Annotated in this window: 21 protein-coding genes; 8 read left to right on the plus strand and 13 right to left on the minus strand. The window is 53.6% G+C overall.

The genetic code is table 11. From position 1 onward, the window contains the following. Window positions 1–2: 2 nt before the first annotated feature. Window positions 3–2552 (plus strand): PAS domain-containing protein, encoded by a 2550-nt coding sequence (locus tag STH12_RS08200; protein ID WP_126167097.1) that lies wholly within the window; start codon window positions 3–5, stop codon window positions 2550–2552. Window positions 2553–2555: 3 nt separating this feature from the next. Here STH12_RS08200 and STH12_RS08205 read toward each other — a convergent pair whose 3' ends face one another. The 4 genes from STH12_RS08205 to STH12_RS08220 all read right to left on the minus strand — a co-directional run bounded on the left by STH12_RS08205 (window position 2556) and on the right by STH12_RS08220 (window position 4962). Then, window positions 2556–3428: a putative ATP-dependent zinc protease gene (locus STH12_RS08205; protein ID WP_126167098.1), complete on the minus strand. Its 873-nt coding sequence runs from the start codon at window positions 3426–3428 to the stop codon at window positions 2556–2558. A gap of 105 nt (window positions 3429–3533) precedes the next feature. Further along, window positions 3534–3902: a SpoIIAA family protein gene (locus STH12_RS08210; protein WP_126167099.1), complete on the minus strand. Its 369-nt coding sequence runs from the start codon at window positions 3900–3902 to the stop codon at window positions 3534–3536. Window positions 3903–3940: 38 nt separating this feature from the next. Continuing rightward, on the minus strand, window positions 3941–4291 hold the full coding sequence (locus STH12_RS08215) for a DUF3802 family protein (protein ID WP_126167100.1): 351 nt from the start codon (window positions 4289–4291) through the stop codon (window positions 3941–3943). A gap of 95 nt (window positions 4292–4386) precedes the next feature. Next, the gene (locus STH12_RS08220; protein ID WP_126167101.1) at window positions 4387–4962 is read right to left on the minus strand and encodes a YceI family protein; all 576 of its coding nucleotides are present in this window, start codon (window positions 4960–4962) and stop codon (window positions 4387–4389) included. Between the two features lie 220 nt (window positions 4963–5182). On the opposite strand from STH12_RS08220, the gene STH12_RS08225 reads away from it, so the two are divergent. Then, on the plus strand, window positions 5183–5395 hold the full coding sequence (locus tag STH12_RS08225; protein WP_126167102.1) for a cold-shock protein: 213 nt from the start codon (window positions 5183–5185) through the stop codon (window positions 5393–5395). Window positions 5396–5406: 11 nt separating this feature from the next. On the opposite strand, the gene pdxH is transcribed toward STH12_RS08225, so the two are convergent. The 5 genes from pdxH to STH12_RS21430 all read right to left on the minus strand — a co-directional run bounded on the left by pdxH (window position 5407) and on the right by STH12_RS21430 (window position 10282). Continuing rightward, complete coding sequence (pdxH, locus tag STH12_RS08230; protein WP_126167103.1) at window positions 5407–6045, minus strand: pyridoxamine 5'-phosphate oxidase; 639 nt, start codon at window positions 6043–6045, stop codon at window positions 5407–5409. Window positions 6046–6212: 167 nt separating this feature from the next. Beyond that, window positions 6213–7142 carry an adenosylmethionine decarboxylase gene (locus STH12_RS08235; RefSeq protein ID WP_126167104.1) on the minus strand — a complete coding sequence of 310 codons (930 nt, stop codon included), beginning with the start codon at window positions 7140–7142 and terminating at the stop codon, window positions 6213–6215. A gap of 74 nt (window positions 7143–7216) precedes the next feature. After that, window positions 7217–9127, minus strand: a complete 1911-nt coding sequence (gene speA, locus STH12_RS08240; protein WP_126167105.1) for a biosynthetic arginine decarboxylase — start codon at window positions 9125–9127, stop codon at window positions 7217–7219. A gap of 28 nt (window positions 9128–9155) precedes the next feature. Then, a complete protein-coding gene (gene speE / locus STH12_RS08245; RefSeq protein WP_126167106.1) occupies window positions 9156–10031 on the minus strand; it encodes a polyamine aminopropyltransferase in 876 nt (291 codons plus the stop codon). 107 nt (window positions 10032–10138) lie between these two features. After that, a complete protein-coding gene (locus tag STH12_RS21430; protein ID WP_164551167.1) occupies window positions 10139–10282 on the minus strand; it encodes a hypothetical protein in 144 nt (47 codons plus the stop codon). 427 nt (window positions 10283–10709) lie between these two features. Between STH12_RS21430 and STH12_RS08250 the strand changes: the two genes are divergently transcribed. The 4 genes from STH12_RS08250 to STH12_RS08265 all read left to right on the plus strand — a co-directional run bounded on the left by STH12_RS08250 (window position 10710) and on the right by STH12_RS08265 (window position 14095). Then, window positions 10710–11540: a CvfB family protein gene (locus STH12_RS08250; protein ID WP_126167107.1), complete on the plus strand. Its 831-nt coding sequence runs from the start codon at window positions 10710–10712 to the stop codon at window positions 11538–11540. Window positions 11541–11675: 135 nt separating this feature from the next. Next, the gene (locus tag STH12_RS08255) at window positions 11676–12326 is read left to right on the plus strand and encodes a YceH family protein (RefSeq protein WP_126167108.1); all 651 of its coding nucleotides are present in this window, start codon (window positions 11676–11678) and stop codon (window positions 12324–12326) included. 27 nt (window positions 12327–12353) lie between these two features. Next, window positions 12354–13193, plus strand: a complete 840-nt coding sequence (locus STH12_RS08260) for an ABC transporter permease subunit (protein WP_126167109.1) — start codon at window positions 12354–12356, stop codon at window positions 13191–13193. Next, entirely contained in the window at window positions 13190–14095 is a 906-nt protein-coding gene (locus tag STH12_RS08265) for an ABC transporter ATP-binding protein (RefSeq protein ID WP_126167110.1), read from the plus strand. Before STH12_RS08260 ends, STH12_RS08265 begins: the two co-directional genes overlap by 4 nt. 589 nt (window positions 14096–14684) lie before the next feature. Here the strand turns inward: STH12_RS08265 and STH12_RS08270 are convergent. The 3 genes from STH12_RS08270 to STH12_RS08280 all read right to left on the minus strand — a co-directional run bounded on the left by STH12_RS08270 (window position 14685) and on the right by STH12_RS08280 (window position 16950). Then, complete coding sequence (locus STH12_RS08270; RefSeq protein WP_011760083.1) at window positions 14685–14894, minus strand: cold-shock protein; 210 nt, start codon at window positions 14892–14894, stop codon at window positions 14685–14687. Between the two features lie 277 nt (window positions 14895–15171). Next, the gene (locus STH12_RS08275) at window positions 15172–16101 is read right to left on the minus strand and encodes a 23S rRNA (guanine(745)-N(1))-methyltransferase (protein ID WP_126169466.1); all 930 of its coding nucleotides are present in this window, start codon (window positions 16099–16101) and stop codon (window positions 15172–15174) included. A 36-nt stretch (window positions 16102–16137) separates the two neighbouring features. After that, window positions 16138–16950 carry a hypothetical protein gene (locus tag STH12_RS08280; protein WP_126167111.1) on the minus strand — a complete coding sequence of 271 codons (813 nt, stop codon included), beginning with the start codon at window positions 16948–16950 and terminating at the stop codon, window positions 16138–16140. 196 nt (window positions 16951–17146) lie between these two features. Between STH12_RS08280 and sbcB the strand changes: the two genes are divergently transcribed. Both sbcB and cdd read left to right on the plus strand, forming a co-directional pair. Continuing rightward, a complete protein-coding gene (gene sbcB / locus STH12_RS08285; protein WP_126167112.1) occupies window positions 17147–18559 on the plus strand; it encodes an exodeoxyribonuclease I in 1413 nt (470 codons plus the stop codon). 96 nt (window positions 18560–18655) lie between these two features. Beyond that, a complete protein-coding gene (gene cdd, locus STH12_RS08290; RefSeq protein WP_126167113.1) occupies window positions 18656–19546 on the plus strand; it encodes a cytidine deaminase in 891 nt (296 codons plus the stop codon). Window positions 19547–19642: 96 nt separating this feature from the next. Here the strand turns inward: cdd and STH12_RS08295 are convergent, their stop codons facing one another. Continuing rightward, window positions 19643–20518 carry an NAD(P)-dependent oxidoreductase gene (locus STH12_RS08295; RefSeq protein WP_126167114.1) on the minus strand — a complete coding sequence of 292 codons (876 nt, stop codon included), beginning with the start codon at window positions 20516–20518 and terminating at the stop codon, window positions 19643–19645. Between the last annotated feature and the right edge of the window lie 4 nt (window positions 20519–20522).

Below are 20522 nucleotides of genomic sequence, written 5' to 3' on the forward strand. Positions count from 1 at the left end.
CCATGAATCAATCCAAGGCCTCAGTGTCACGGCAAATTCATCCCAAGTGGCGCAACAGCCTGCCCTTTCGGGTCGGCCTTTTGCAGACACTGGTTGCGGCTATTTTGCTGGTCGCCACCTTGTGGATCATGCTGGGCACCCTCAAAGAGGAGCGCCTGCAACAAGAGCTGAATCTCAACCTCTCTCAGGGCCAATTGATGTTGGCCAAACTGCACGATCTCACCGCCCAGCTCGACACTCTGGTCATCGCAATCGCTGACGTTGCCGGTACCCAACGTAAATCCGTGCAGGTGATTGATGAAACCATCCCCGGACTGCTGTCACTTCCCGAGCACAGGGACGTAATTGCCAGTGGCGGGATCTGGCCCGAATCGGCCCATCCCCTTGGCAGCGATAATCAGGCAAAAAGTTTTTTCTGGGTTCGCGATATGCTCGGGCAACTCAGAAAGAACGATGGCTACGACTCAGGCCGCGGCTATCAGGAAGAAAACTGGTACAAGCCTGTGCGTCTGTTCCCCGCCGGGCGGGTGTTCTGGTCGCCATCCTATGTTGACCCTTATACCCAGGAATCCATGGTCACTGCCTCAGTGCCCATCTGGGAGGATCATGAGTTTCAGGGCGCGGCCACCATTGATGTCAGCCTCACCAGCCTTACCCATCTGGTGAATGCTGCCAGCCACGAAATGGGTGGCTATGTGATGCTGCTGGATCAGTTCAACCAAATCCTCTCTTTCCCCTTGCCTGGTACCGTGGGCGATTCACCACAAAACATCACGAGCGCCAACCTGGGTACCCTTTACTCGCGTTTCAGTCAGTTTGCGCCGCTGGCTGAGATGATTGATACCGCGGATAAAGCCTTTATCGGCAGCGCCCACGAGCACCTTATCATCACCCAGGAACAATTTTCCGCCCTCGCCCCCAGCAGCGGCCCTGAGCAGCGCAAGATGTTCGAAGCCATTATCAACAATGCCGCCCGCGGCCAGCCCAAAAGCGCCGAGCTGATAGGGACGCTGGAAATCAAATCCGACCCGGTATTGAACGAAGCCAGCCTGATCTCGGTGTACCGGATGCCGGGCACCTTCTGGAAAGTGGTTACTGTTACCCCCAAAACCTCGTTCAAGCACGAAGCGATGCTGCTTGCCGAGCGGGCCGGGCTTTATTTGCTGCTGGCCCAGTTGATAGCGCTGGCGTTGATGTTCCTGATCCAGCAGCGACTGTTTATCCGGCCGCTGGCCCGCATGGTCGGCGCGCTTAAATCCAATGATGCCGCCTACCTTGAACTGGAAGCCGGTGACCGTCAGGATGAGATTGGCGTACTTGCCAGCGCCTTTGTGGCCCGCACCCGCCAGCTTGAAATTGCCATGGCGAGCCTTGATGCATCAAACCTCGCCCTCGAGCAGCAACTCGAGGTGCAACGCGAAGCCCAGCAGGATTTACTTGCCCACAGGGAGCACCTGCTCGCGCTGCTCAAATCGTCACCCAACCTTATTTATATCAAAGACATCTCTGGCCGCTATGTGCTGGTGAACGATAAATTCTGTGAAACCATTGGCCTGGATCGTAACCGGGTGGTGGGCGCTACCGATCATCAAATTTTCTCGTCAGACCTGGTGCAAAGCTACACCGAGAGCGATCAGCGGGTGGTGTCCCAGGATGCGCCGCTGCAATACGAAGAAGTGTTGCCGACCCGCCTCGGCGAGCTCAGGTTTCAGATGACCAAGTTTGCGATCCGTGATGAAGACGACAACCTGCGCGGCATCGGCGCCATCGCGTTTGATATTCAAAGCCGTAAACGGCTGGAAAATGAACTGCGAACCCGGGTCAGCCAGCTGGAAAGCGCGCTGGAGGAGTCCACCAAAGAGCGGCTCAAACTCGATACCATGCTGAGGCAAGCTGAGTTTTCCCTCGGCCAGCAGGACACAGAAGTCGCCCGCAGTGATATTCGTGACCATGCTTGGCAGACCGAGCGGCGGCTGGTGAAGGCCTGGTATCGCGATCTGGTGGCCCTGATAGCCCACGAGCAGGATGCGCTCCTGTCCCGCGCCTGCAGCAGCCAGGCAAGCCTCGACAGCTTAAGAGATAATCTCAGCGAACAGGCTGAGCGTCTGCGACTGCTCGATGTCTTGGCCGGCAAGCATAAAGGGGGCCAGGCAGCTGTGCCGTTTGACGTTCTGGAGGCGCTGAAAACCCTGTTTAAGGCCGAGCTTGCCAGTCGTCACATCGAAATTCACTTAAGCGGCGAGCGCAGGTTGGTGACCGTGCTTGAAGGTTGGCAACTGGCGCTGCTGAGCCTTGGGCTGATGCGGCTTCTGATAAGCCTTGGCGGCAGCGATGCTGCAAGCTTTGCGGGTGATATCAATATTGATATTCAAAAAGATGGCAGCGACTGTATTCTTCGCTTCGAACGTCAGGGTGTAGGCGCGGCGGCGATTGCGACAGAACTCGAAGAGCTGTCCATGTGGCTGTCGCAGCACTTTGGCGGCAGTCTCTCTCAGCTGCCCACCCTGGCAGTGGCAACCCTGATTGATTGCCGTCTGCCTCTGGTGGAGTAGTAGTTACAGGCTTACATCGACCAAATAATGCCCCTGCAGCCAGTTGCGGCCAATCAGCAACTTATGGGTCATATCTGTTCTGTCTTTCAGGTTCACCTTCACCTTGAACTCTTTACCGGGCTCACCCAGCGTCAGCTCCACCATGTAACGGATTTCACTGCCCTGGGCGTTGCGGATAAGCGATGTTTCCACAATCCGGCTGTGCACCCGGCGGCTTTCCCCCTTCTCATTGGCGGTGGTGAAGCTGATTTTTTTACCGACATTGGCTTCCATATCGGTTTTGTTTTCATTTTCAATTTTTAAATCAACAGCATGCAGGCTGTTTTCCACCGCACCTGTGTCGATACGGGTATCTATGGTCAAATCCGCTTCGACAATATGAATGGGGGCGCGTGGGCCAATCACATTCTTTTCAGCCACATCCACCACATAGGTATCCTCGAGCCAGTTGCGCCCCAGCAGCAGTTTGTAGTCCATATGGCCACGGTCACGCAGGTTGACCCGGATACTGCGGACATCCTTGTCGTGGGCGAGTTCGAGATCCACCGCATAGCGGCTCTCGGTGCCCTGAGAGTTGGAGACAGTGCTCACCTTCACGATACGCGCTTCGAGGCGCTGGGTTTCACCTTTGGCGTTTTCGGTGGAAAAGCGTACCAGCTTGCCAATATCGTCCTTCATTTTCTTGCCGGCGCCGCCCACCACTTCAATATCAAAGGCGTGAATGGAGCTGACAGAAGCGCCGGTATCAACCCGGGCAGTCATGGCGAGGCCTGCGGCAGGCAGGTTGATTTCTGTGGTTTGACCGACGACAGCTTTATCGGCCAGCGCCGATGCAGACAAAGATAAAAGAATGAGGGCAATCCCGGATCGAAACATAGATAACATCCTGAAAACGTTATGATTACAAATAGGTATTCATGGTGCCTGACCAAAGACACCATAACGGAAAGCCGCTGCAATTACCAATCAGGAAGGGATGATTCAGCCTTTTTGAGCCAGCCATTCACGGGCGTGTTGCTGCTGATCCTGGGCAAACACCTTGACCGGACAGGGCAAAAAAATCGCCATGATTTCACCCATGCGCCGAAACAGCGGCCGGTCAGTGACTATGGCCACACAGCGAAAATCATCAAGATGAAACACACCCAGCAGAAAGTCCTGCCACAGGGAAGATAACCGCATGCCGCGGCACTTGTCGTCGATTTGATACCAAAGGCGCACCGATGCATGGTCGCGCAGGCGCGCTTCCAGTGCCGGCACCAGCACCTCGGTGTAGTCTTCAGGGGAAATAACACCCGAGGCACGAACGGCCAGGGTGTCGTGTTCGAATCCGGTTTCAATGCTTATCATGGCCCCTCCCTTGGAAAATGGGCCACGACGGGGACGCATCAGGCGGTGAGCTTAACGATTTCCTGATCGAACAGGTTTTTGATAAGTCCCGAGAAATCCGAAATAAAGTGCGTTTGCTCCGGCGTGGCTTTCTTTTTACCCACATGCGCCAAAATCTCTTCGAGATCATACACAATGGCATCGACCTCGCGGATGATCATATTGCGCTGGGCAAAGGACAGCTCGGGATTCTGGCCACAGACCATGATGATTTGCGCAGACAACTGCTCTTCAAACAGCTCCATTACGGTTTCATCGGACAGCCCCTGCCCCTCTGGGGTTTCGAACAGCCCGAGATTCTCCGTGAGGTATTGGATGAGATGCGTATAACCGTCTTTATCTGTGACCATGTCAAATCCCGTATTGCATGTCTTTGTCGGGAATGTCCCGACTCATTCAGTATGGAACAAAATCAAGTCTTCTTCCTTAAAGCGCTGCAATCCGTTTATTTTTCAAGCACCAAAACAAAAGAAACCGGTACTGCCTTGCTGATGGCAGACAAACCCGCAACTTCACGCAGTTTTTCCACCCCACCGGTCAGACCGAAATTACCGGCATTAACCACCACCATACCGCGGCTGGTCACCAGCAAGCGGTTATCGGCAAGACGCGCCACTGTGGCATCCACATTCACCTTGTCGGTTTTACCATGCAGTGAAATCTCGGCAGGTAATTCCAGCTGCAGAATTTGCCCCACCGGCAACGCGTCCACCGCAGCTTTATCTATTTTCGCAGAAAGTGTGAGCGAGGGAAATTGCTCTACTTCAAACAACATGGTTTTCATGCGCTCGTCACGAATTTCAATGCCGGTATCCACCGAAGCCAGCGGAATGGTCAGCGCAAATTCGCCGGTATCGTTCAGGCTGCCCTGCAATGCTTTGAATCGGTGAACTTCACCCACGTCGCCTTTTTTCACAGACACGAAGCTTACGTTGGAGGCGTCGCTGTTTACCTGCCAGCCAGCAAAGGCGCCAAGACTGGTCACCATCAGGGCTGCAGCAGAAAGAGTACGGATAAACATCACTTATCTCCTTGTGTATTTAGGTAATTGCTTAACTATCTTGCGGGGTTATTCCCCGGCTTTGCAAGCCCCGGATGCGCAGGTCTGATACTACTCTAGACCGAAATGCACCAGTTGGCTGTCAATTGGTTGCAATAAAAGGCCGTTAGCCTGATGCCAGCAATTCCCGAAACCAACCCGCGAAACTAACCCGCGAAACCAACCCGCATAGGAGCGAGTGATGTCAGCAATTCCGGAAACAGGCACGGTAAAATGGTTTAACGATGAAAAGGGCTTTGGCTTTTTGCGCCGCGAGGACGAAACCGATGTGTTCGTCCATTACCGCGCCATCAACTCCCAGGGTCGTCGAACCCTGAAAGAAGGACAAAGAGTCAGCTTTATGGTGGTTCAGGGCCAAAAGGGTCTGCTGGCCGAGAACGTCACCCCGCTGTAAGCCCTCAGCCCTCAGGGCGCCAGACGGTCAATTTGCCAGCCATCGGCTTCTTTGCTGTACAGGAAGCGGTCGTGTAGGCGGTGTTCGCCCCCCTGCCAGAACTCAATGCTGCTGGGGCGAACCAGATAACCGCCCCAAAATGACGGCAGAGGCACCTCGCCGCTGGAAAACTTTTGCTTCATTTCCATGAACTTGGCTTCCAGTATCTGGCGGGCGCTGAGCTTGGATGACTGTGCAGATACCCAGGCTGCGATCTGGCTGTCTTTCGGACGGGTCATAAAGTATTTGAGCACGTCGGCGCTCGACAGTTGCTCGGCAATGCCGGTCACCGCTACCTGACGTTCAAGTGGATGCCAGGGGAACAGCAAGCTGATGTGGGCGTTTTGTTTAAGCTGAGTGGCTTTGCGGCTGCCAAGGTTGGTGAAAAACACAAAGCCCTGCTCGTCGAAACGTTTAAGCAGCACAATCCGCTGATACGGCTGGCCGTGCTCATCCACTGTAGCCACGCACATGGCGGTGGGATCTGACAGCTGCGCCTCCTTGGCCTGCTCCATCCAACGTTCAAAGAGTGCCATGGGCTCGGTCGGCAGCTCGCTGCGCCTCAGTCCCCCTTTGGTGTATTCACGGCGGATGTCACTCAGATCTGTCATGGTAAATCCTTATGGGCACAGTATCGTTTGAGGCATTCTAGCCGCTTGACGCGCAACAAAAAAGCCGACTTTGACGTCGGCTTTTGTTTTTTATCGCGCCAAATGCGCACTTGGCAATTATTTAAGCAATTACTGAGATACGGCGCCATTGGCCAGCTTTGTAAAAATCACATGGCTTCCGGGATCAGCACTTCATGACACAGCTGCTGATAGTGGCTGAATTCGACTTTGTAGCCTTGTACCATGGACAAGCTGCAGCTGCCAAGGCACAAGTGTGCCGGGTAGTTCTCGGTGTGACGCTCGGCGTTAAAACCTATCTCATCCCAACTGCCGGGGTTCAAAATACCCAGCAGGCGCGAGAAAATCTGCCGATAGTCGCCTTCCAGCGGCAAGTTGGTTTCAAAGCTCACGTAGGAGCTGTTTTCCTGCGGCGTAATATGAATGGTCATATAGCGATCGCCACGAATGCCGTTAATGGAATAGCCAAATGGCTCGAACAGGAAATCATCGAACACAAAACCCGGCAGCATGGCATCGAGTTGCAGCAGGCGGCGGATTTCAGCGGCGCTCTGCTGTTCGCTGCGCAGGTAATCGGCAGCCTCACCACGGATGTGGTACATCAAGAGCTCGCTGGTGTGATCGTCCGCAGCCGCCTCGTAGGGCTGGTTGCTGGTAAAAATATAATGGTGATGCGAGTCCAGATGGCCGATACGGAAAGCATCCCCGGGAAGGAGCGCACGAATGGCGGTCAAATCGTCGCTGAAGGCACTGCATTGCAGGTGCGACAGGTACTCGTTTTTACGCTGATAACTGGCGAAGGCGATATGGTCGGCGCCAACACGTTCGATAAAGCGCACCACGGCATTTGCCAGGGTGGTGGTGCCGCAGGTCAGCATCAGGAATCTGTCGTCCCAGACAAATAAACTGGATTCGCTGAGCAGGTATGCATCGCATTTTTCATTGCTGATACTGGAGAGAATTTCGGCATTGGCGCAGGCCACCATTTCTGTCCAGAATTCACGCCCCAGCGCCCGCAGGGAGCCAAACTGTGGCGTGACGATAACTTCTATTTTTTTTTCTGAGCCTTCAAAAAACATCTTTACTCTACCTGAGGGCCGGGAGGGCAACTGCCCTTGGCTCCCGGCCTGTATTCACCTTGCCTTGTTAGTCGTTAAAAGTCTTCCAGATAGGTGTAGCCCTTAAGGCCAACCTGAAGCTCATCGAGGATCATCGCGCGCTCATCTTCAACGATATGGGTGTTCACCAGCTCCTCGTAGGTGCGCATAAAGGACACCGCATCCAGGTTTACATAACGCAGCACGTCGGCCACGGTATCACCGGCGAGCACAGACTCAATGTTGGTCTGGCCTTCATCGTCAATACGCACTACAGCTGAGTTGGTATCGCCAAAGAGGTTATGCAAGTCGCCCAGAATTTCCTGATAGGCACCCACCAGGAAGAAACCAATCAGGTATGGGTCTTCTGCTGACCAGGCCGGTACCGGCAATGTGGTTTCAATGCCCTGCCCGTCCACGTACTGATCAACAATACCGTCGGAGTCACAGGTGATATCCAGCATCACGGCGCGGCGCTCAGGCACCTTGTCCAGACCAGACAGCGGCAGCACAGGGAATACCTGATCGATACCCCAGGCATCCGGCAGCGACTGGAACAGCGAGAAGTTCACGAAGAACTTGTCGGCCAGCTTTTCGTTCAGCTCATCGATGATCGGGCGCTGATAACGGTTACGGGCATTCATCAGCCCCTGCAGCTCATGACACACCGCCAGGTGGCACTGCTCGGCCCAGGCGCGGTCGGCCAGGCTAAGCTGACCCAGAGCAAACAAAGACTGGGCTTCAGCCATGTCTGATTGGGTATCGTGATAGATTTCAATCAGGGCACGCTGATCCAGACGCGAGCTGATTTCATTCCAGCTGCGCCACATGTTGTGCAGCAGCTGAGATGCATCCTCGGCAGGCGCCGGGATCACTTCCGGGCTGTAGGCTTCGGTGCCGATAACGTCGGTGATGAGCACGGCGTGGTGGGCAGTCAGGTAACGGCCAGACTCGGAGATGATCCGTGGCATTGGCTGCTCGTTTTCGTTACACACATCGGTCAGTACAGAGACGATGTTGTTGGCGTATTCGGCCAGCGCATAGTTCATCGAGTTGTTTGACTGGCTGCGGGTACCGTCGTAGTCAACCGCAAGACCACCGCCCACGTCGAAGCAGTTCACCTTGGCGCCGAGTTTACGCAGTTCGCAGTAGAAGCGCGCCGCTTCGCCCACACCGTGGCGGATATCGCGGATGTTGGCGATTTGCGAGCCCAGGTGGAAGTGCAGCAGCTGCAGCGAGTCGAGCATGTTTTCTTCCTGCAGACGCTCAACTACTTTGAGAATTTGCGAGGCAGACAGACCGAACTTGGACTTCTCGCCACCACTTGCCTGCCACTTGCCCTTGCCCTGGAACGCCAGACGGGCACGCAGACCCAGACGAGGAGTAACGCCAAGCTTCTTGGACTCATCCAGCACCATCTGCAGCTCGGACATTTTCTCGAGCACGATGTAAACGCTGTGACCCAGCTTCTCACCGATAAGCGCCAGACGGATGTACTCTTTGTCTTTGTAACCGTTACATACGATCACAGAGCTGGCCTTTTGCGCCATGGCGAGTACCGCCATCAGCTCAGGCTTACTGCCGGCTTCCAGACCCAGCTGAGGCACGGTTTTGCTCACCTGGCTTGCCAGGATTTCTTCCACCACGGTCTGCTGCTGGTTCACCTTGATGGGGTACACCAGCAGGTAGTCTGCCTGATAGTCGTATTTCTGAATGGCCTGATTGAACATCTGGCACAGGTGATCGACCCTGTGGTGCAGAATTTGTGGGAAGCGCACCAGTACAGGCAGGCTCACACCGGCTTTCACCATGTCTTTGGCCAGCGCATTCAAGCCAATCTTGTAAGACGGATTTTTGGGGTCCGGGGAGACAGTCACCTCACCCTCGTCGCTAATCCCGTAAAAACCCTGGCTCCAGTGGGCAACGTTGTACCCGGCGCGGGCGTCGTCAATAGACCATTCGTTCATCTCAATTGTGCCTATAAAAAGAGAGATATTATGCGGTCACGGTCATGGCTGACCGGATCGCCTGTTCGACGTATTTTGGCAAAGCAAAGCTTGCCTGATGCAAAGCCGGCGTGTAGTAACGGGTGCTGATCCCAGACTCGTTGAAACGCGCCTCGAGGGTTGCAAGCTCATGCCTGCGCGCCTCCGGATTGTCGGTAGCCCACGCAAACGCCATGGTGCCACCAATGTACGTGGGAACGGCGGCGGTATAGAACCAGCATTCCCGGGTATAACTGCTCATACGACGCACAGTGTCCTGCAGGGATTCTACCTGCATAAAAGGCACGCCGTTTTGCGCCACAAAAATGCCGCCTTCATTTAAGCAGCGTTTGCAGCCCGCGTAAAAATCGGAGCTGAACAGCACCTCACCGGGGCCAACCGGATCGGTACAGTCTGAAATAATCACATCAAAACGCGCATCTGTGGTGGCAACATAGTCCATGCCATCGGCGATAACCAGTTCAACCCTTGGGTCGTCGTAGGCACCGGCCGAATGATTTGGCAGCCAGGTTTTACACATATCAACCACGGCGCCATCAATCTCAACCATCACGATACGCTCAATACCTTTGTGTTTCACCACTTCGCGCAGCATACCGCCATCGCCACCACCGATGATAAGCAGGCTTTTTACCTTGCCATGGGCCAAAACCGGCACGTGGGTCAGCATTTCGTGATAGACAAATTCGTCAGCCTCGGTGGTTTGAATGGCACCATTGAGGGCCATCACCCGGCCAAAGCGGGCGTTTTCAAAAATCGACAGGTGCCACTGGCTGGTTTTCTGCTCATAAAGCAGCTTATCTATCTCGAAATATTGGCCATAACTGCTGTGCAGCGTCTCGAAATATAGCGTGTTGTCTTGCATGTATCCGGGTTCCGATTGCGTCGGTATGACAAGTGTAGAATGCGCTCGCCCGGCCATTTCTGGAGAAACGCCGGGAAAGACAAGCCGAATGGTCAACAAAGACCGGCTTACTGGGGACTATTGGCCTCTTCGCGGCCGGAATTGATGCGGATGAGCGTAAGGTGTTTCACGTCGGTATCAACGTTAACCAAATCCTGGGTCAGGCAGGATGCCAATTTAAGGCAATGTGCAGACAGCAAATGATAGTACATCAGCCAACCCCCTAACCGCCGCAACTGCCTTCTTGTGGGCGCTGCGGTGTAGATCCATCCAAACACCTTTGTTGAAGAAAAGACCTGTTAGATAACAGGCAATAAAGCTCGGGCGAATACCCGAAAACGGCGCAATTAAACCCTGCAAAAACCAAGATTGCAAGCAAGAATTCGGATTTGTTAACTGAGTTGCAGAATATACTACATCCGCACTGCGAAAGCGGGTATTGAGACGTAACAATTTAACTTAATTTCAAAAAGATAGAGTTAAACAAAGCAGCATTGGATATCACAGGTGTTCAATATTTTTTAATACCAGAAACACCAAAAAAGATTGCGAGCCAACTGCAAACTCCCGCAAGCCAAAACGCAGCGGTTGCGATATAATCAGCCGGCAAGATTATTCATTGTCAGATTTAGGTATTTCATGATCCAGTTAGGAAAAACCTGCCGCCTGCCGGTAGTTAAACAGGTCAATTTCGGCTTTTATCTCAACGCAGGAGAGCTTGGCCAGGTACTGTTGCCAAACAAGTTCGCCCCCGAAGGCCTGCAAGCAGGTCAGGAACTGGAGGTGTTCCTGTATCTGGATTCTGAGGATACCCCCATCGCCACCACCCAAAAGCCATTGGCGCAGGTGGGCGAGTTTGCCAACCTGAAAATTGTGTCTGTGAGCCGTGTCGGCGCCTTCCTCGATTGGGGACTGGATAAAGATTTGCTGCTGCCCTTTGCCGAGCAAACCCGGCCACCGGAAGAAGGCAAATATCAGCTGGTGCATCTGCACATCAATCGCGCCGACGATCGCATTGTTGCCTCGGCCAAGTTGGATAAATTCCTCGATAAAACCCCAGCTTTCTACAAGCCCGGGCAGGAAGTGAAACTGACCATCGCCGGACGCACCGATTTGGGCTACAAGGCGATTATCGAAAACCGCCACTGGGGCCTCATCCATCAAAGCGATGTGTTCAAGCCACTGCGCGCAGGCAATAAAATCAAAGGCTTTATCAAGCAGGTCCGCCACGACGGTAAAATCGATTTGGTGCTGAACAAAGGTACCAAGGACGAACTCGATGCCCATTCAGCCCAGATCCTGAAGAAGCTGTCCGCCGCCGGCGGCTTTTTGCCACTTGGCGATAAGACCGATGCCGATGTGATTTATGCCGAGCTTGGCATGAGTAAAAAAGCCTTTAAAAAGAGCATTGGCGGCCTGTTTAAGCAAGGCAAGCTTCGCATCGAAAATAACGGCATCTATTTAAGTTAACGTCGATGTTTGCCAGGTCAGAAAAAACGCGGTGACTGTTCACCGCGTTTTTTTATCTGGTAACAAAGTGCGTTGGCTATGGGCAAGCTCTGGTGTCTTTGATATAACAGGTCAAAGATTTACAAGGAGATTTGCATGCTACTCAGCGCTATCGAAGCCAGAATAATCGGTTGTCTTTTAGAAAAAGAAGTCACCACGCCAGATCAATACCCCCTGTCACTGAACGCACTTACCCTGGCCTGCAATCAAAAAACCAGCCGCGGTCCCGTTATGGACCTGTCTGAATCCGATGTGCAGGCGGGTTTGGATAATCTTGCGAAAAAGCGTCTGGTGAGCGATCAGTCAGGCTTTGGCAGCCGCGTTGTGAAATACAAGCACAGGTTCTGCAACACCGAATTTTCTGATCTGCAGCTAAGTAAAGCCGAAACCGCCGTGGTGGCCCTGTTGCTGCTTCGTGGCCCACAAACACCAGGCGAGCTGCGTACCCGCGCCGGCCGTCAGCACGAATTTAAAGACATTCAGGAAGTAGAACGCACTCTCGCAGCCCTCGCTGGCCGCGAAACGCCGCTGGTAAGCCAGCTGGCCCGAGAGCCAGGTAAACGCGAAAGCCGGTTTGCCCTGCTCATTCAGGAAGAGAGCGAAGCTATTGTCGCCAGCGCTGGCAGCGCCCCCTTTTCTGTAGCCAGTTCATCCTCAGCAACCAGCAGCGACAATGATGAACGGATTGCCGCCCTCGAAGCGCGCATCGCAGCCCTAGAGGCGCGTCTTGATGCACTCGAAAACTAATACCTAACATAAAAACAGGACGTTACCATGTCATCCAATGCCCCCGCTCAGCCGGGCGCCCTGACCCATGTGTGGCTCATTGCCAGACAGGAAGTCATTAAGGGCTTTTTTAACTTGCGGGGCCTTATTGCCCTGATTGCCTACTGTTTGGTGTGGGGGCTTATTCTGTATTACCCCATTCGTGGCGCCGCCAAGTATCTGGCCGACCCGCATATGCGCAGTATGTTGACCGACTTGCTTGGGGTTGTCAGTCCCAAATACCTCCTGAATTGGGATGTAGCCGAACTTGCGCTGTTTTGGGTGATAAGCCTCTACTGGTTCCCGCTGTTTGCCATTTTAAGCAGTGCCGATCAGTTCGCCTCGGATAAAAGCCGCAAAACCTTCCGCTTTTTGGTGCAGCGTACCGGACGCGATGCGCTGTTCTTTGGCAGGGTGTTGGGGCAAACCTTACTGCAAAGCGCGTATATCATCACTGCGGGCGTGGCGACCTTACTGCTGACCATGGTTCGTGACACCGACCTGGTGGGCGTAGCCATTACCGATGGGGTGCTGGTGCTGCTCAACCTGCTGATTGTGATCCTGCCCTACATTGCCATGATGGCGCTGTTGTCGCTGTATGCATCCAGCGCCAGACAGGCCACGCTGTTTGCTGTGTTGATTTGGTGTGTGATTAAAATCGCTGCCGCCCTGGTGGCTTACTATGTACCGGGACTGCCTGCCATTGATTGGCTGTTGCCAGGCAGTCAGATTGACAACCTGGTAGACAATACCCCCGCAGGCGCCCTGCTTCACTCGCCACTGCCACTTATCCAAACCGCAGTGCTGCTCGGACTGGGACTGGTGTATATGAGAAGGAGCGCACTGTGAATCTGATTGTGACCGACAAGCTGACCAAACACTATGGCAGCAAGACCGCGCTGGACGCGGTAACCCTTGAAGTTAGCGCCGGCGCTCCGGTAGCACTGGTAGGCCCGAATGGTGCCGGTAAAACGACCCTGATGAGCCTGATGTGCGGCTATATTCAGCCAGACGGCGGCAGCATCCACATTCTTGGCTTACCGCCGGGCCATCGTGGCCTGCTTGGCAGGGTTTGTGCCCTGCCACAGGATGCCCTGCTTGATCCCAACTTCACCGTTGGCGAGCAACTGACCTTCTTTGCCAAGTTGCAGGGATTCAGCGCGAAAGCGGCGAAAATGGAAACCGAGCGGGTGCTTGAGTTAGTGCAACTTGCTGAAGCCAGCAAACACAAACCCACGGCGCTGAGCCACGGTATGGGAAAACGTGTTGCCATCGCCCAGGCACTGATTGGCAGCCCTGAGTTGGTATTGCTGGACGAACCCACTGCCGGACTTGATCCCGCTAATGCACGGGGTATTCGAGAGCTTATCGCCCATGCAGGAGACAAGACCACCTTTCTTATCTCTTCCCATAACCTTGAGGAGCTTGAGCGGCTTTGCGATACCGTGCTCTACCTCGACAAAGGCAAGCTCAGCCAGTCGCTGTCGATTAAATCCGACACTGACGAGCGCTACCTTACCCTTAGCCTGCAAAACAGCGCGGATGAGGCGTTTGCAAGCAAATTGGCGGCTCTGGGCGGTGTAGCCAATGTTAAGCCGCAGCAAAATGGCCGCGAGTTTATTATCGGCTATCAGGTTAGCGATACGCCTTACCAGTTGGAGCAGGCACTGCTTGGCCTGATGGCCAACGAAGGGGTGAAATACCGTCAGCTACTGAACGGCAAGAGCCTTGAGGACAAGCTGTTCTCTTAAATACTGACCAATTCCAAAGGCACCCTGGGGGTGCCTTTTTTATGTCTGGCGACGGCCGCCGCAAAGGTTTTGATGCAAAGGGTTTAATGCAAAGGGTTTGATGCAAAGGTTTTTGATGCAAGGGTTTTGATACAAAGGGTTTTGATACAAAGGGTTTGCTGCGATGGGGTTGCAGCCTACCAGCGCGATGTTAGATGACAACAGCGGCTGTACGCTCTCTGGCTCAAACAGCCTGTCGCCTTCCCCAAGGGACAGTTAACATGGCCCTCCGGTAGACAGACAAAACTGACAGAAAACGGCAAGGGCTATGCAAAGGTCCCAAAATAGACGAGCGAAAAAACAAGAGCTAAAACTGAGCTTTTGGGACAGAGCAATTCATACTCAGCAGCCGAGAAAAAACCGCTAAGAAAAAGCAGCTCGGACAAAGAAACTCAGATAGAGAACACGCAGACCGATAAAGCGTCGGCAGAAACAAAGGCTGCACAGAAAGTCGCAAAAAAGGTAGAGCCTGAAACATCGCAGCGCGGTGAATGCCAGATACAAAAAAGCCGCGGCAATTGCCACGGCTTTATTACATCTCTTGGGAGAATTAACCGATAACGGTTACGTTCTCAGCCTGAGGACCTTTCTGACCCTGAGTCACGGTGAAAGACACCTTCTGACCTTCGTCCAGAGTCTTGAAACCGTCAGTGTTGATGGCGCGGAAGTGAACAAACACATCTGGGCCAGCTTCCTGAGCGATGAAACCAAAACCCTTGTCGGCGTTGAACCACTTAACTACACCAGTCACTTGAGACATATGCGTATCCTGTAACATTAAATATTTAAACAATTGCCATAATGGCGTTGGAGCGGGAAAAGCCGGTATTACTTAATGTTTACAGGACTAGCGGGTCGTGCGGAACACAAAATAAATCCAACCTTCAAGCTTTATCGACTATAACCTATTCAAGGTATAAGTCAACATGCCAATGAGGCTGATGCACGCATTTTTTACTTAATTTTCTGAAATTTGCCTGAATACCGTATGTCATTTTTCTGGTGCAATCACTCAAGGTTATGGCAAGCCGTTCTATTTACTCGCTTTGTACGACTCGTTGCTGCAAATTTATCCGAAAATCCAGTTCACAGGAAAATGGCTTGGCAGCAAGCGTGATTTTCGCCTCCGGGCTGAATTTCCAGGCGTAGGGCGTCATCTCCAGAAAGGCGAGAATATGCTCAGGCTCAGTGAGCTCAAGCTGCCATTGCAATCGTTCGCTGTGAATCGGCACAAACCCTTCGAGCCACTCATCTTTATCTTCGTGCAATCTTGGGGTGTCGTAAATCTTCTGCTTTACCGCAAAATGGTGCATGGGTCCTGCCGATACCGTCAGCAGATAACCACCCGGGGCGACTATCCGGGCAAGCTCCTGTGGCTTGGATGGCGCGTAAATGCGCAGCACCAAATCGAAAAAGCCATCAGCAAAAGGCGTATCAAAGCTGCTGGCCACGCAAAAGTGAATCGACTTATAACGCTTTGCCGCCACTTTGAGGGCCGCACGTGAAATATCCAGCCCATAGGTTTGCACCTGCTGCGAATGACTCTGGGCACTGCTGCTCACATCCTTACCAGCATTCTTTGCCACATTCTTTGCCGCATTTTCTGCGCCGCCCCCAGTCAATGCATCTGCCAGCCTGGCGGTGTAATAGCCTTCACCACAGCCAAGGTCCAAAAGCTGATGAATAGACTGCGGTAAGGATGCCGCCAGTTCGTTCACTCTGTCACTTAATGGCTGATAAAAACCGGACTCGAGAAACAGGCGTCTCGCCTGCATCATTTCTTTGTTGTCGCCGGGATCTTTTGAGCGCTTTTTTTGCACCGGCAGCAAATTGATATAGCCTTCTTTGGCCCAATCGAAACGATGACCTTTAGCGCATACAAGTGAGTTGGCATCGGCGGCCAGACGCTGCTGACACAGTGGACAAATAAAACCGCTGCTAAGCTCACCCAATGGTTGAAGCTGCATGTCTGGTTGTTGTGCTGGCAAAAAAACACTCCATGATTATTCGTCTGTCGCAATCGCGAGCACCATGGCATTCACATCCGGCGGCGACAGTAATTCATAACAGGTTAACAGGCGCTTGAGCTTTTCGATATCAGTGCCAAGGTCATTGGCACTCGCACCGAGGTGGTGGCGCTCCTGGGTTGAGGCGTATTGGCGCAAAAGCCACTGGCGCCGCTGGGCCAACATAGGCTCCAGTCGCAATGCTTCGGCGGCAAGCCCTGGGTGTTTATCGGCTCCGGCAAGATATTCGTGCAGTTCACGGCGAGCCTGCTCAAGCTCGGTGATAAGCAGTGCCAACGAGGCACTGGGCGCGCCGTATTCGGGTTCTCTGGCGAGCACCGACTTGGCGTTTTGTAGCACCGCCGGATCTTCTGACAGCCTTAAATCGGCTTCGAGCCGAACAAGCTCAAAGTCGCCATCACTTTCAAGGTAAATGGCAAGCTCATCGTCGAGGCGGGTGAACGACAGTAACAGCCCTCTTCTCAGGCGCTCAATCAGCCGCGCGGGCGCTCTTGCGCCGCAGGCATAGAGGCGAACTCCCTGGCCTACTCCGCGGCTCAGGGCATGGGTTTTGGCACTATCAAAAGCGGCAACACCTGTTTCATCGTAGGGCGCGCTATTAAAGCCCGCCTGCAACCTAAGCAGCAATTCCCCATCAGCTTCGGTACTGACCACCACAAGCTCGAGCAGTGGCGCACGAATCGCCTGCATCAGCACATAATCGCTGACATCCTTGGTCAAACTGACAATTATTCGGGATGACTGACTGACACTTAACAACTCAGGCAGTCGATAATACTGATTGAACATACACAAATCCTTTCGCTGGCGACGCATTTTACTCCCGATAAGATCTGCATTCATCCTCTTTCACCGGCAAATTCGGCGAAAAATCAAACTTTGACGTATATTCAGCCAATAAAACGGCTCAAATTCGCCCAAAGGATGATTATGGGGCGACAAATGATAAGATACGGCTTTATTTTTCACGGACAGAGACTTCCCGATGGAGCATTACATTCAGCCCACGATCTTCTGGCACGATTACGAAACTTTCGGCGCCAGTCCCGCCAAGGACAGGCCAGCGCAATTTGCCGGTGTCAGAACCGATCTGGATCTGAATATCATTGAGGAGCCGGAAACCTTTTATTGCCGTATCGCGCCCGACTATCTGCCTGCCCCCGAAGCTATTCTTATTACCGGGATTACGCCCCAGCTGGCCAATCGTCAGGGCTTGCCTGAAACCGAGTTTATGGGTCGCATTCAAGCCATCTTCAGCCGCCCTAACACCTGCGTTGCCGGTTACAACTCGCTGCGGTTTGATGATGAAGTAACCCGCCACGGTTTTTATCGTAACTTTATCGACCCCTACGGCCGCGAATGGCAACAGGGCAATTCCCGCTGGGATATCATCGACCTGGTTCGCGCCTGCTACGCCCTGCGCCCCGATGGTATTAACTGGCCCGAAAAAGAAGATGGCAGCCCCAGCTTTAAGCTCGAGCATTTGACCGCGGCCAATGGCCTTGGCCACGACAAAGCCCACGATGCCATGTCGGACGTGTATGCCACCATCGCCCTCGCCCGCCTTATCAAGGAAAAGCAGCCCAAGCTGTATGATTACTATTTCCGCTTAAGGCGCAAACAGGCTGTGGCCGAGCAAATTGACGTGCTGGCGATGCAGCCGCTGGTGCACATCAGCTCAAAAATCCCGGCAGCTCAGGGCTGTGCCACGCTTATCTCCCCTGTCGCGCACCATATGCGCAATAAAAATGCGGTGATATGCGTAAATCTTGCCATGGACATTCAACCACTTATCGATTTGGATGTAGAGGCGCTGCGTGCAAGGCTTTATACCAAACGGGAAGACCTCGCCAGTGACGAGCTGCCGGTGCCGGTTAAGCAAATTCATTTAAATAAGTGCCCCTTTATTGCCACGGCCAAGACCTTGGATGACGCCAATGCCGAGCGGCTTGGTATTGATAAGGCCTTTGCCCGCGAGCAGTACAAACGCTTGAAACAACATCCGGAAATTCGTGAAAAGCTCACTGCACTGTTCGATGACGAGCCGCAAAATATCAGTGCCGACACCGATTATATGCTCTACAGTGGCGGTTTTTTCAGTCCGGCCGATCGCGCCAAGATGGACATCATCCGAGCCACCGCCCCTGAGCATCTGGCCGCCCTCGAGCTGCAATTCGATGATACCCGCCTGCCGGAAATGCTGTTTCGTTATCGTGCCCGCAACTATCCGCTCACCTTGTCCTATGATGAAAACTTGCGCTGGCGTGAGTTTTGCCAGGGTCGCCTCAGCGATCCGGATTATGTTATCCGCCTGGAAAACCTGCTTGAAGAAACCGCCAAGGATGAAAAAAAGCAAAAGCTTCTTGGGGCTTTGTGTCAGTATCTTCAATCGCTCTAACGGCAACGCCACTGAAAATGGGAGTCTTCTCCCATTTTCGCTGTAACAGAATCACTAAACTGTCAGTCAGCGAAATTAACAATGAAGGAAACGGCCATGCAAGACAGATTTGTCCGCCGGATAAACGAACTGCCCAAGGAGCTTGCCGACGCGCTTATGCCTATGCTGGGCGAGCACTTTTGTGGGCATTTGGATGCGCAGCAGGTCAAGCATCTTTGTGATGTCTCCGGCCTCGACAGCCATGGGTTGGGACTGGCGCTGTTACCCATCGCAGCAGCCCTTGCCAAGCCACCTGTGAGTGACTTTTACGTGGGCGCCATTGCCGTAGGCAGCGGCGGCGACTTTTACATGGGGGCCAATCTTGAGCTTCAGGGCGAGGCACTATTTCACTCGGTGCACGCCGAGCAAAGTGCCATCAGTCACGCCTGGCTTAGCGGTGAGACCCACATCAGCGACATCATAGTGAACGCCAGCCCCTGCGGCCATTGTCGCCAGTTTATGAATGAACTGGTTGATGGTCAGGCCATTCGCATTCACCTGCCTGGGCAGGATACTGCGCCGCTGAGTCACTACCTGCCCTATGCCTTTGGGCCGACAGATCTCAACATAACCACCCCGCTGCTTACCAAGCAACAAACCGAACTTGAGCTCGAAAGCGATGACCCCTTACTGATTGAAGCCCTTGATCATGCTGGGTTATCTTACGCGCCATACAGCCAGTGCCACGCTGCAGTGGTGCTGCAAACCCAAGATGGCGCCAGCTTCTGTGGCCGTTACGCCGAAAACGCTGCCTTCAACCCGTCGATGTTGCCGATGCAAATGGCGCTGTCAGCGCTGGTGCGACACAACCGTGACTTCAGCGACATCAAGCGGGCCGTGCTGCTCGAGTCATCTCAGGGCAAAATCTCTCTGGTCGGCGCCACCATGGACGCACTGCACGCCGTAGCCGCGGTCGAGCTTGAGCACATAGTGGTTGACCCTGTGTAATCCAATAAAAATGCTGTAAAAAGCCCGCATAATGCGGGCTTTTTTATCTGGAAATACTCTGCCACCGAACTGACTGACGATGGCGTTAACCAATGATTATTTGCGGCTTTTTTCGAGGCGGGCGAGCAGGCTTGAGGTATCCCAGCGGTTGCCGCCCATACCCTGCACTTCGGAGTAGAACTGATCCACCAAAGCCGTGAGCGGCAGGTGCGAACCGTTACGACGAGCTTCTTCCAGGGCGATACCTAAGTCTTTGCGCATCCAGTCGATGGCGAATCCGAAGTTGTACTCACCGGCCCACATGGATTTGTAGCGATTTTCCATCTGCCAGCTTTGAGCCGCACCTTTGCTGATGACTTCCACCACCTTTTCACCATCAAGACCTGCACTGCGGGCAAAATGCAGTGCTTCGGCAAGGCCCTGCACCACACCTGCGATACAGATTTGGTTCACCATCTTGGTGAGCTGACCGGCACCGGTTTCGCCCAAAAGCTCAGCGCAGCGGGCGTAGCTCATGATGACGTCTTTTACCTGATTAAACACGGCTTCATCGCCGCCAGCCATCACTGTCAGTACGCCATTTTCGGCGCCGGCCTGACCGCCGGACACGGGTGCATCGATAAAACCCAAACCTTGAGCAGTCAGCGCAGTGCCAATCTCGCGGGCAATGTCGGCCGACGCTGTGGTGTGGTCAACCAGCACTGCACCAGGCTTAAGGCCATGAATAACCCCCTCATCGCCAAGCACAACCTGGTGCAGGTCTTTATCGTTGCCGACACAGGTAAAAACGATGCCCTGATCTTGCGCCGCGAGCTTTGGTGTCAGCGCGATGGCGCCACCAAACTGCTTAACCCAGGCTTCTGCCTTGGCGGTGGTGCGGTTATACACAGTCACCTGGTGACCGGCCTTAACCAAATGTCCGGCCATGGGATATCCCATCACCCCCAGTCCGAGAAATGCCACTTTTGCCATTGTT

The sequence above is a fragment of the Shewanella khirikhana genome (assembly GCF_003957745.1).
Lineage (GTDB): Bacteria > Pseudomonadota > Gammaproteobacteria > Enterobacterales > Shewanellaceae > Shewanella > Shewanella khirikhana.

What these genes read in the sequence shown, in the direction of transcription:
- STH12_RS08200 (WP_126167097.1), top strand. Translation starts at nt 3, where the DNA reads ATGAATCAATCCAAGGCCTCAGTGTCACGGCAAATTCATCCCAAGTGG.
- STH12_RS08205 (WP_126167098.1), bottom strand. Translation starts at nt 3,428, where the DNA reads ATGTTTCGATCCGGGATTGCCCTCATTCTTTTATCTTTGTCTGCATCG.
- STH12_RS08210 (WP_126167099.1), bottom strand. Translation starts at nt 3,902, where the DNA reads ATGATAAGCATTGAAACCGGATTCGAACACGACACCCTGGCCGTTCGT.
- STH12_RS08215 (WP_126167100.1), bottom strand. Translation starts at nt 4,291, where the DNA reads ATGGTCACAGATAAAGACGGTTATACGCATCTCATCCAATACCTCACG.
- STH12_RS08220 (WP_126167101.1), bottom strand. Translation starts at nt 4,962, where the DNA reads ATGTTTATCCGTACTCTTTCTGCTGCAGCCCTGATGGTGACCAGTCTT.
- STH12_RS08225 (WP_126167102.1), top strand. Translation starts at nt 5,183, where the DNA reads ATGTCAGCAATTCCGGAAACAGGCACGGTAAAATGGTTTAACGATGAA.
- pdxH (WP_126167103.1), bottom strand. Translation starts at nt 6,045, where the DNA reads ATGACAGATCTGAGTGACATCCGCCGTGAATACACCAAAGGGGGACTG.
- STH12_RS08235 (WP_126167104.1), bottom strand. Translation starts at nt 7,142, where the DNA reads ATGTTTTTTGAAGGCTCAGAAAAAAAAATAGAAGTTATCGTCACGCCA.
- speA (WP_126167105.1), bottom strand. Translation starts at nt 9,127, where the DNA reads ATGAACGAATGGTCTATTGACGACGCCCGCGCCGGGTACAACGTTGCC.
- speE (WP_126167106.1), bottom strand. Translation starts at nt 10,031, where the DNA reads ATGCAAGACAACACGCTATATTTCGAGACGCTGCACAGCAGTTATGGC.
- STH12_RS21430 (WP_164551167.1), bottom strand. Translation starts at nt 10,282, where the DNA reads ATGTACTATCATTTGCTGTCTGCACATTGCCTTAAATTGGCATCCTGC.
- STH12_RS08250 (WP_126167107.1), top strand. Translation starts at nt 10,710, where the DNA reads ATGATCCAGTTAGGAAAAACCTGCCGCCTGCCGGTAGTTAAACAGGTC.
- STH12_RS08255 (WP_126167108.1), top strand. Translation starts at nt 11,676, where the DNA reads ATGCTACTCAGCGCTATCGAAGCCAGAATAATCGGTTGTCTTTTAGAA.
- STH12_RS08260 (WP_126167109.1), top strand. Translation starts at nt 12,354, where the DNA reads ATGTCATCCAATGCCCCCGCTCAGCCGGGCGCCCTGACCCATGTGTGG.
- STH12_RS08270 (WP_011760083.1), bottom strand. Translation starts at nt 14,894, where the DNA reads ATGTCTCAAGTGACTGGTGTAGTTAAGTGGTTCAACGCCGACAAGGGT.
- STH12_RS08275 (WP_126169466.1), bottom strand. Translation starts at nt 16,101, where the DNA reads ATGCAGCTTCAACCATTGGGTGAGCTTAGCAGCGGTTTTATTTGTCCA.
- STH12_RS08280 (WP_126167111.1), bottom strand. Translation starts at nt 16,950, where the DNA reads ATGTTCAATCAGTATTATCGACTGCCTGAGTTGTTAAGTGTCAGTCAG.
- sbcB (WP_126167112.1), top strand. Translation starts at nt 17,147, where the DNA reads ATGGAGCATTACATTCAGCCCACGATCTTCTGGCACGATTACGAAACT.
- cdd (WP_126167113.1), top strand. Translation starts at nt 18,656, where the DNA reads ATGCAAGACAGATTTGTCCGCCGGATAAACGAACTGCCCAAGGAGCTT.
- STH12_RS08295 (WP_126167114.1), bottom strand. Translation starts at nt 20,518, where the DNA reads ATGGCAAAAGTGGCATTTCTCGGACTGGGGGTGATGGGATATCCCATG.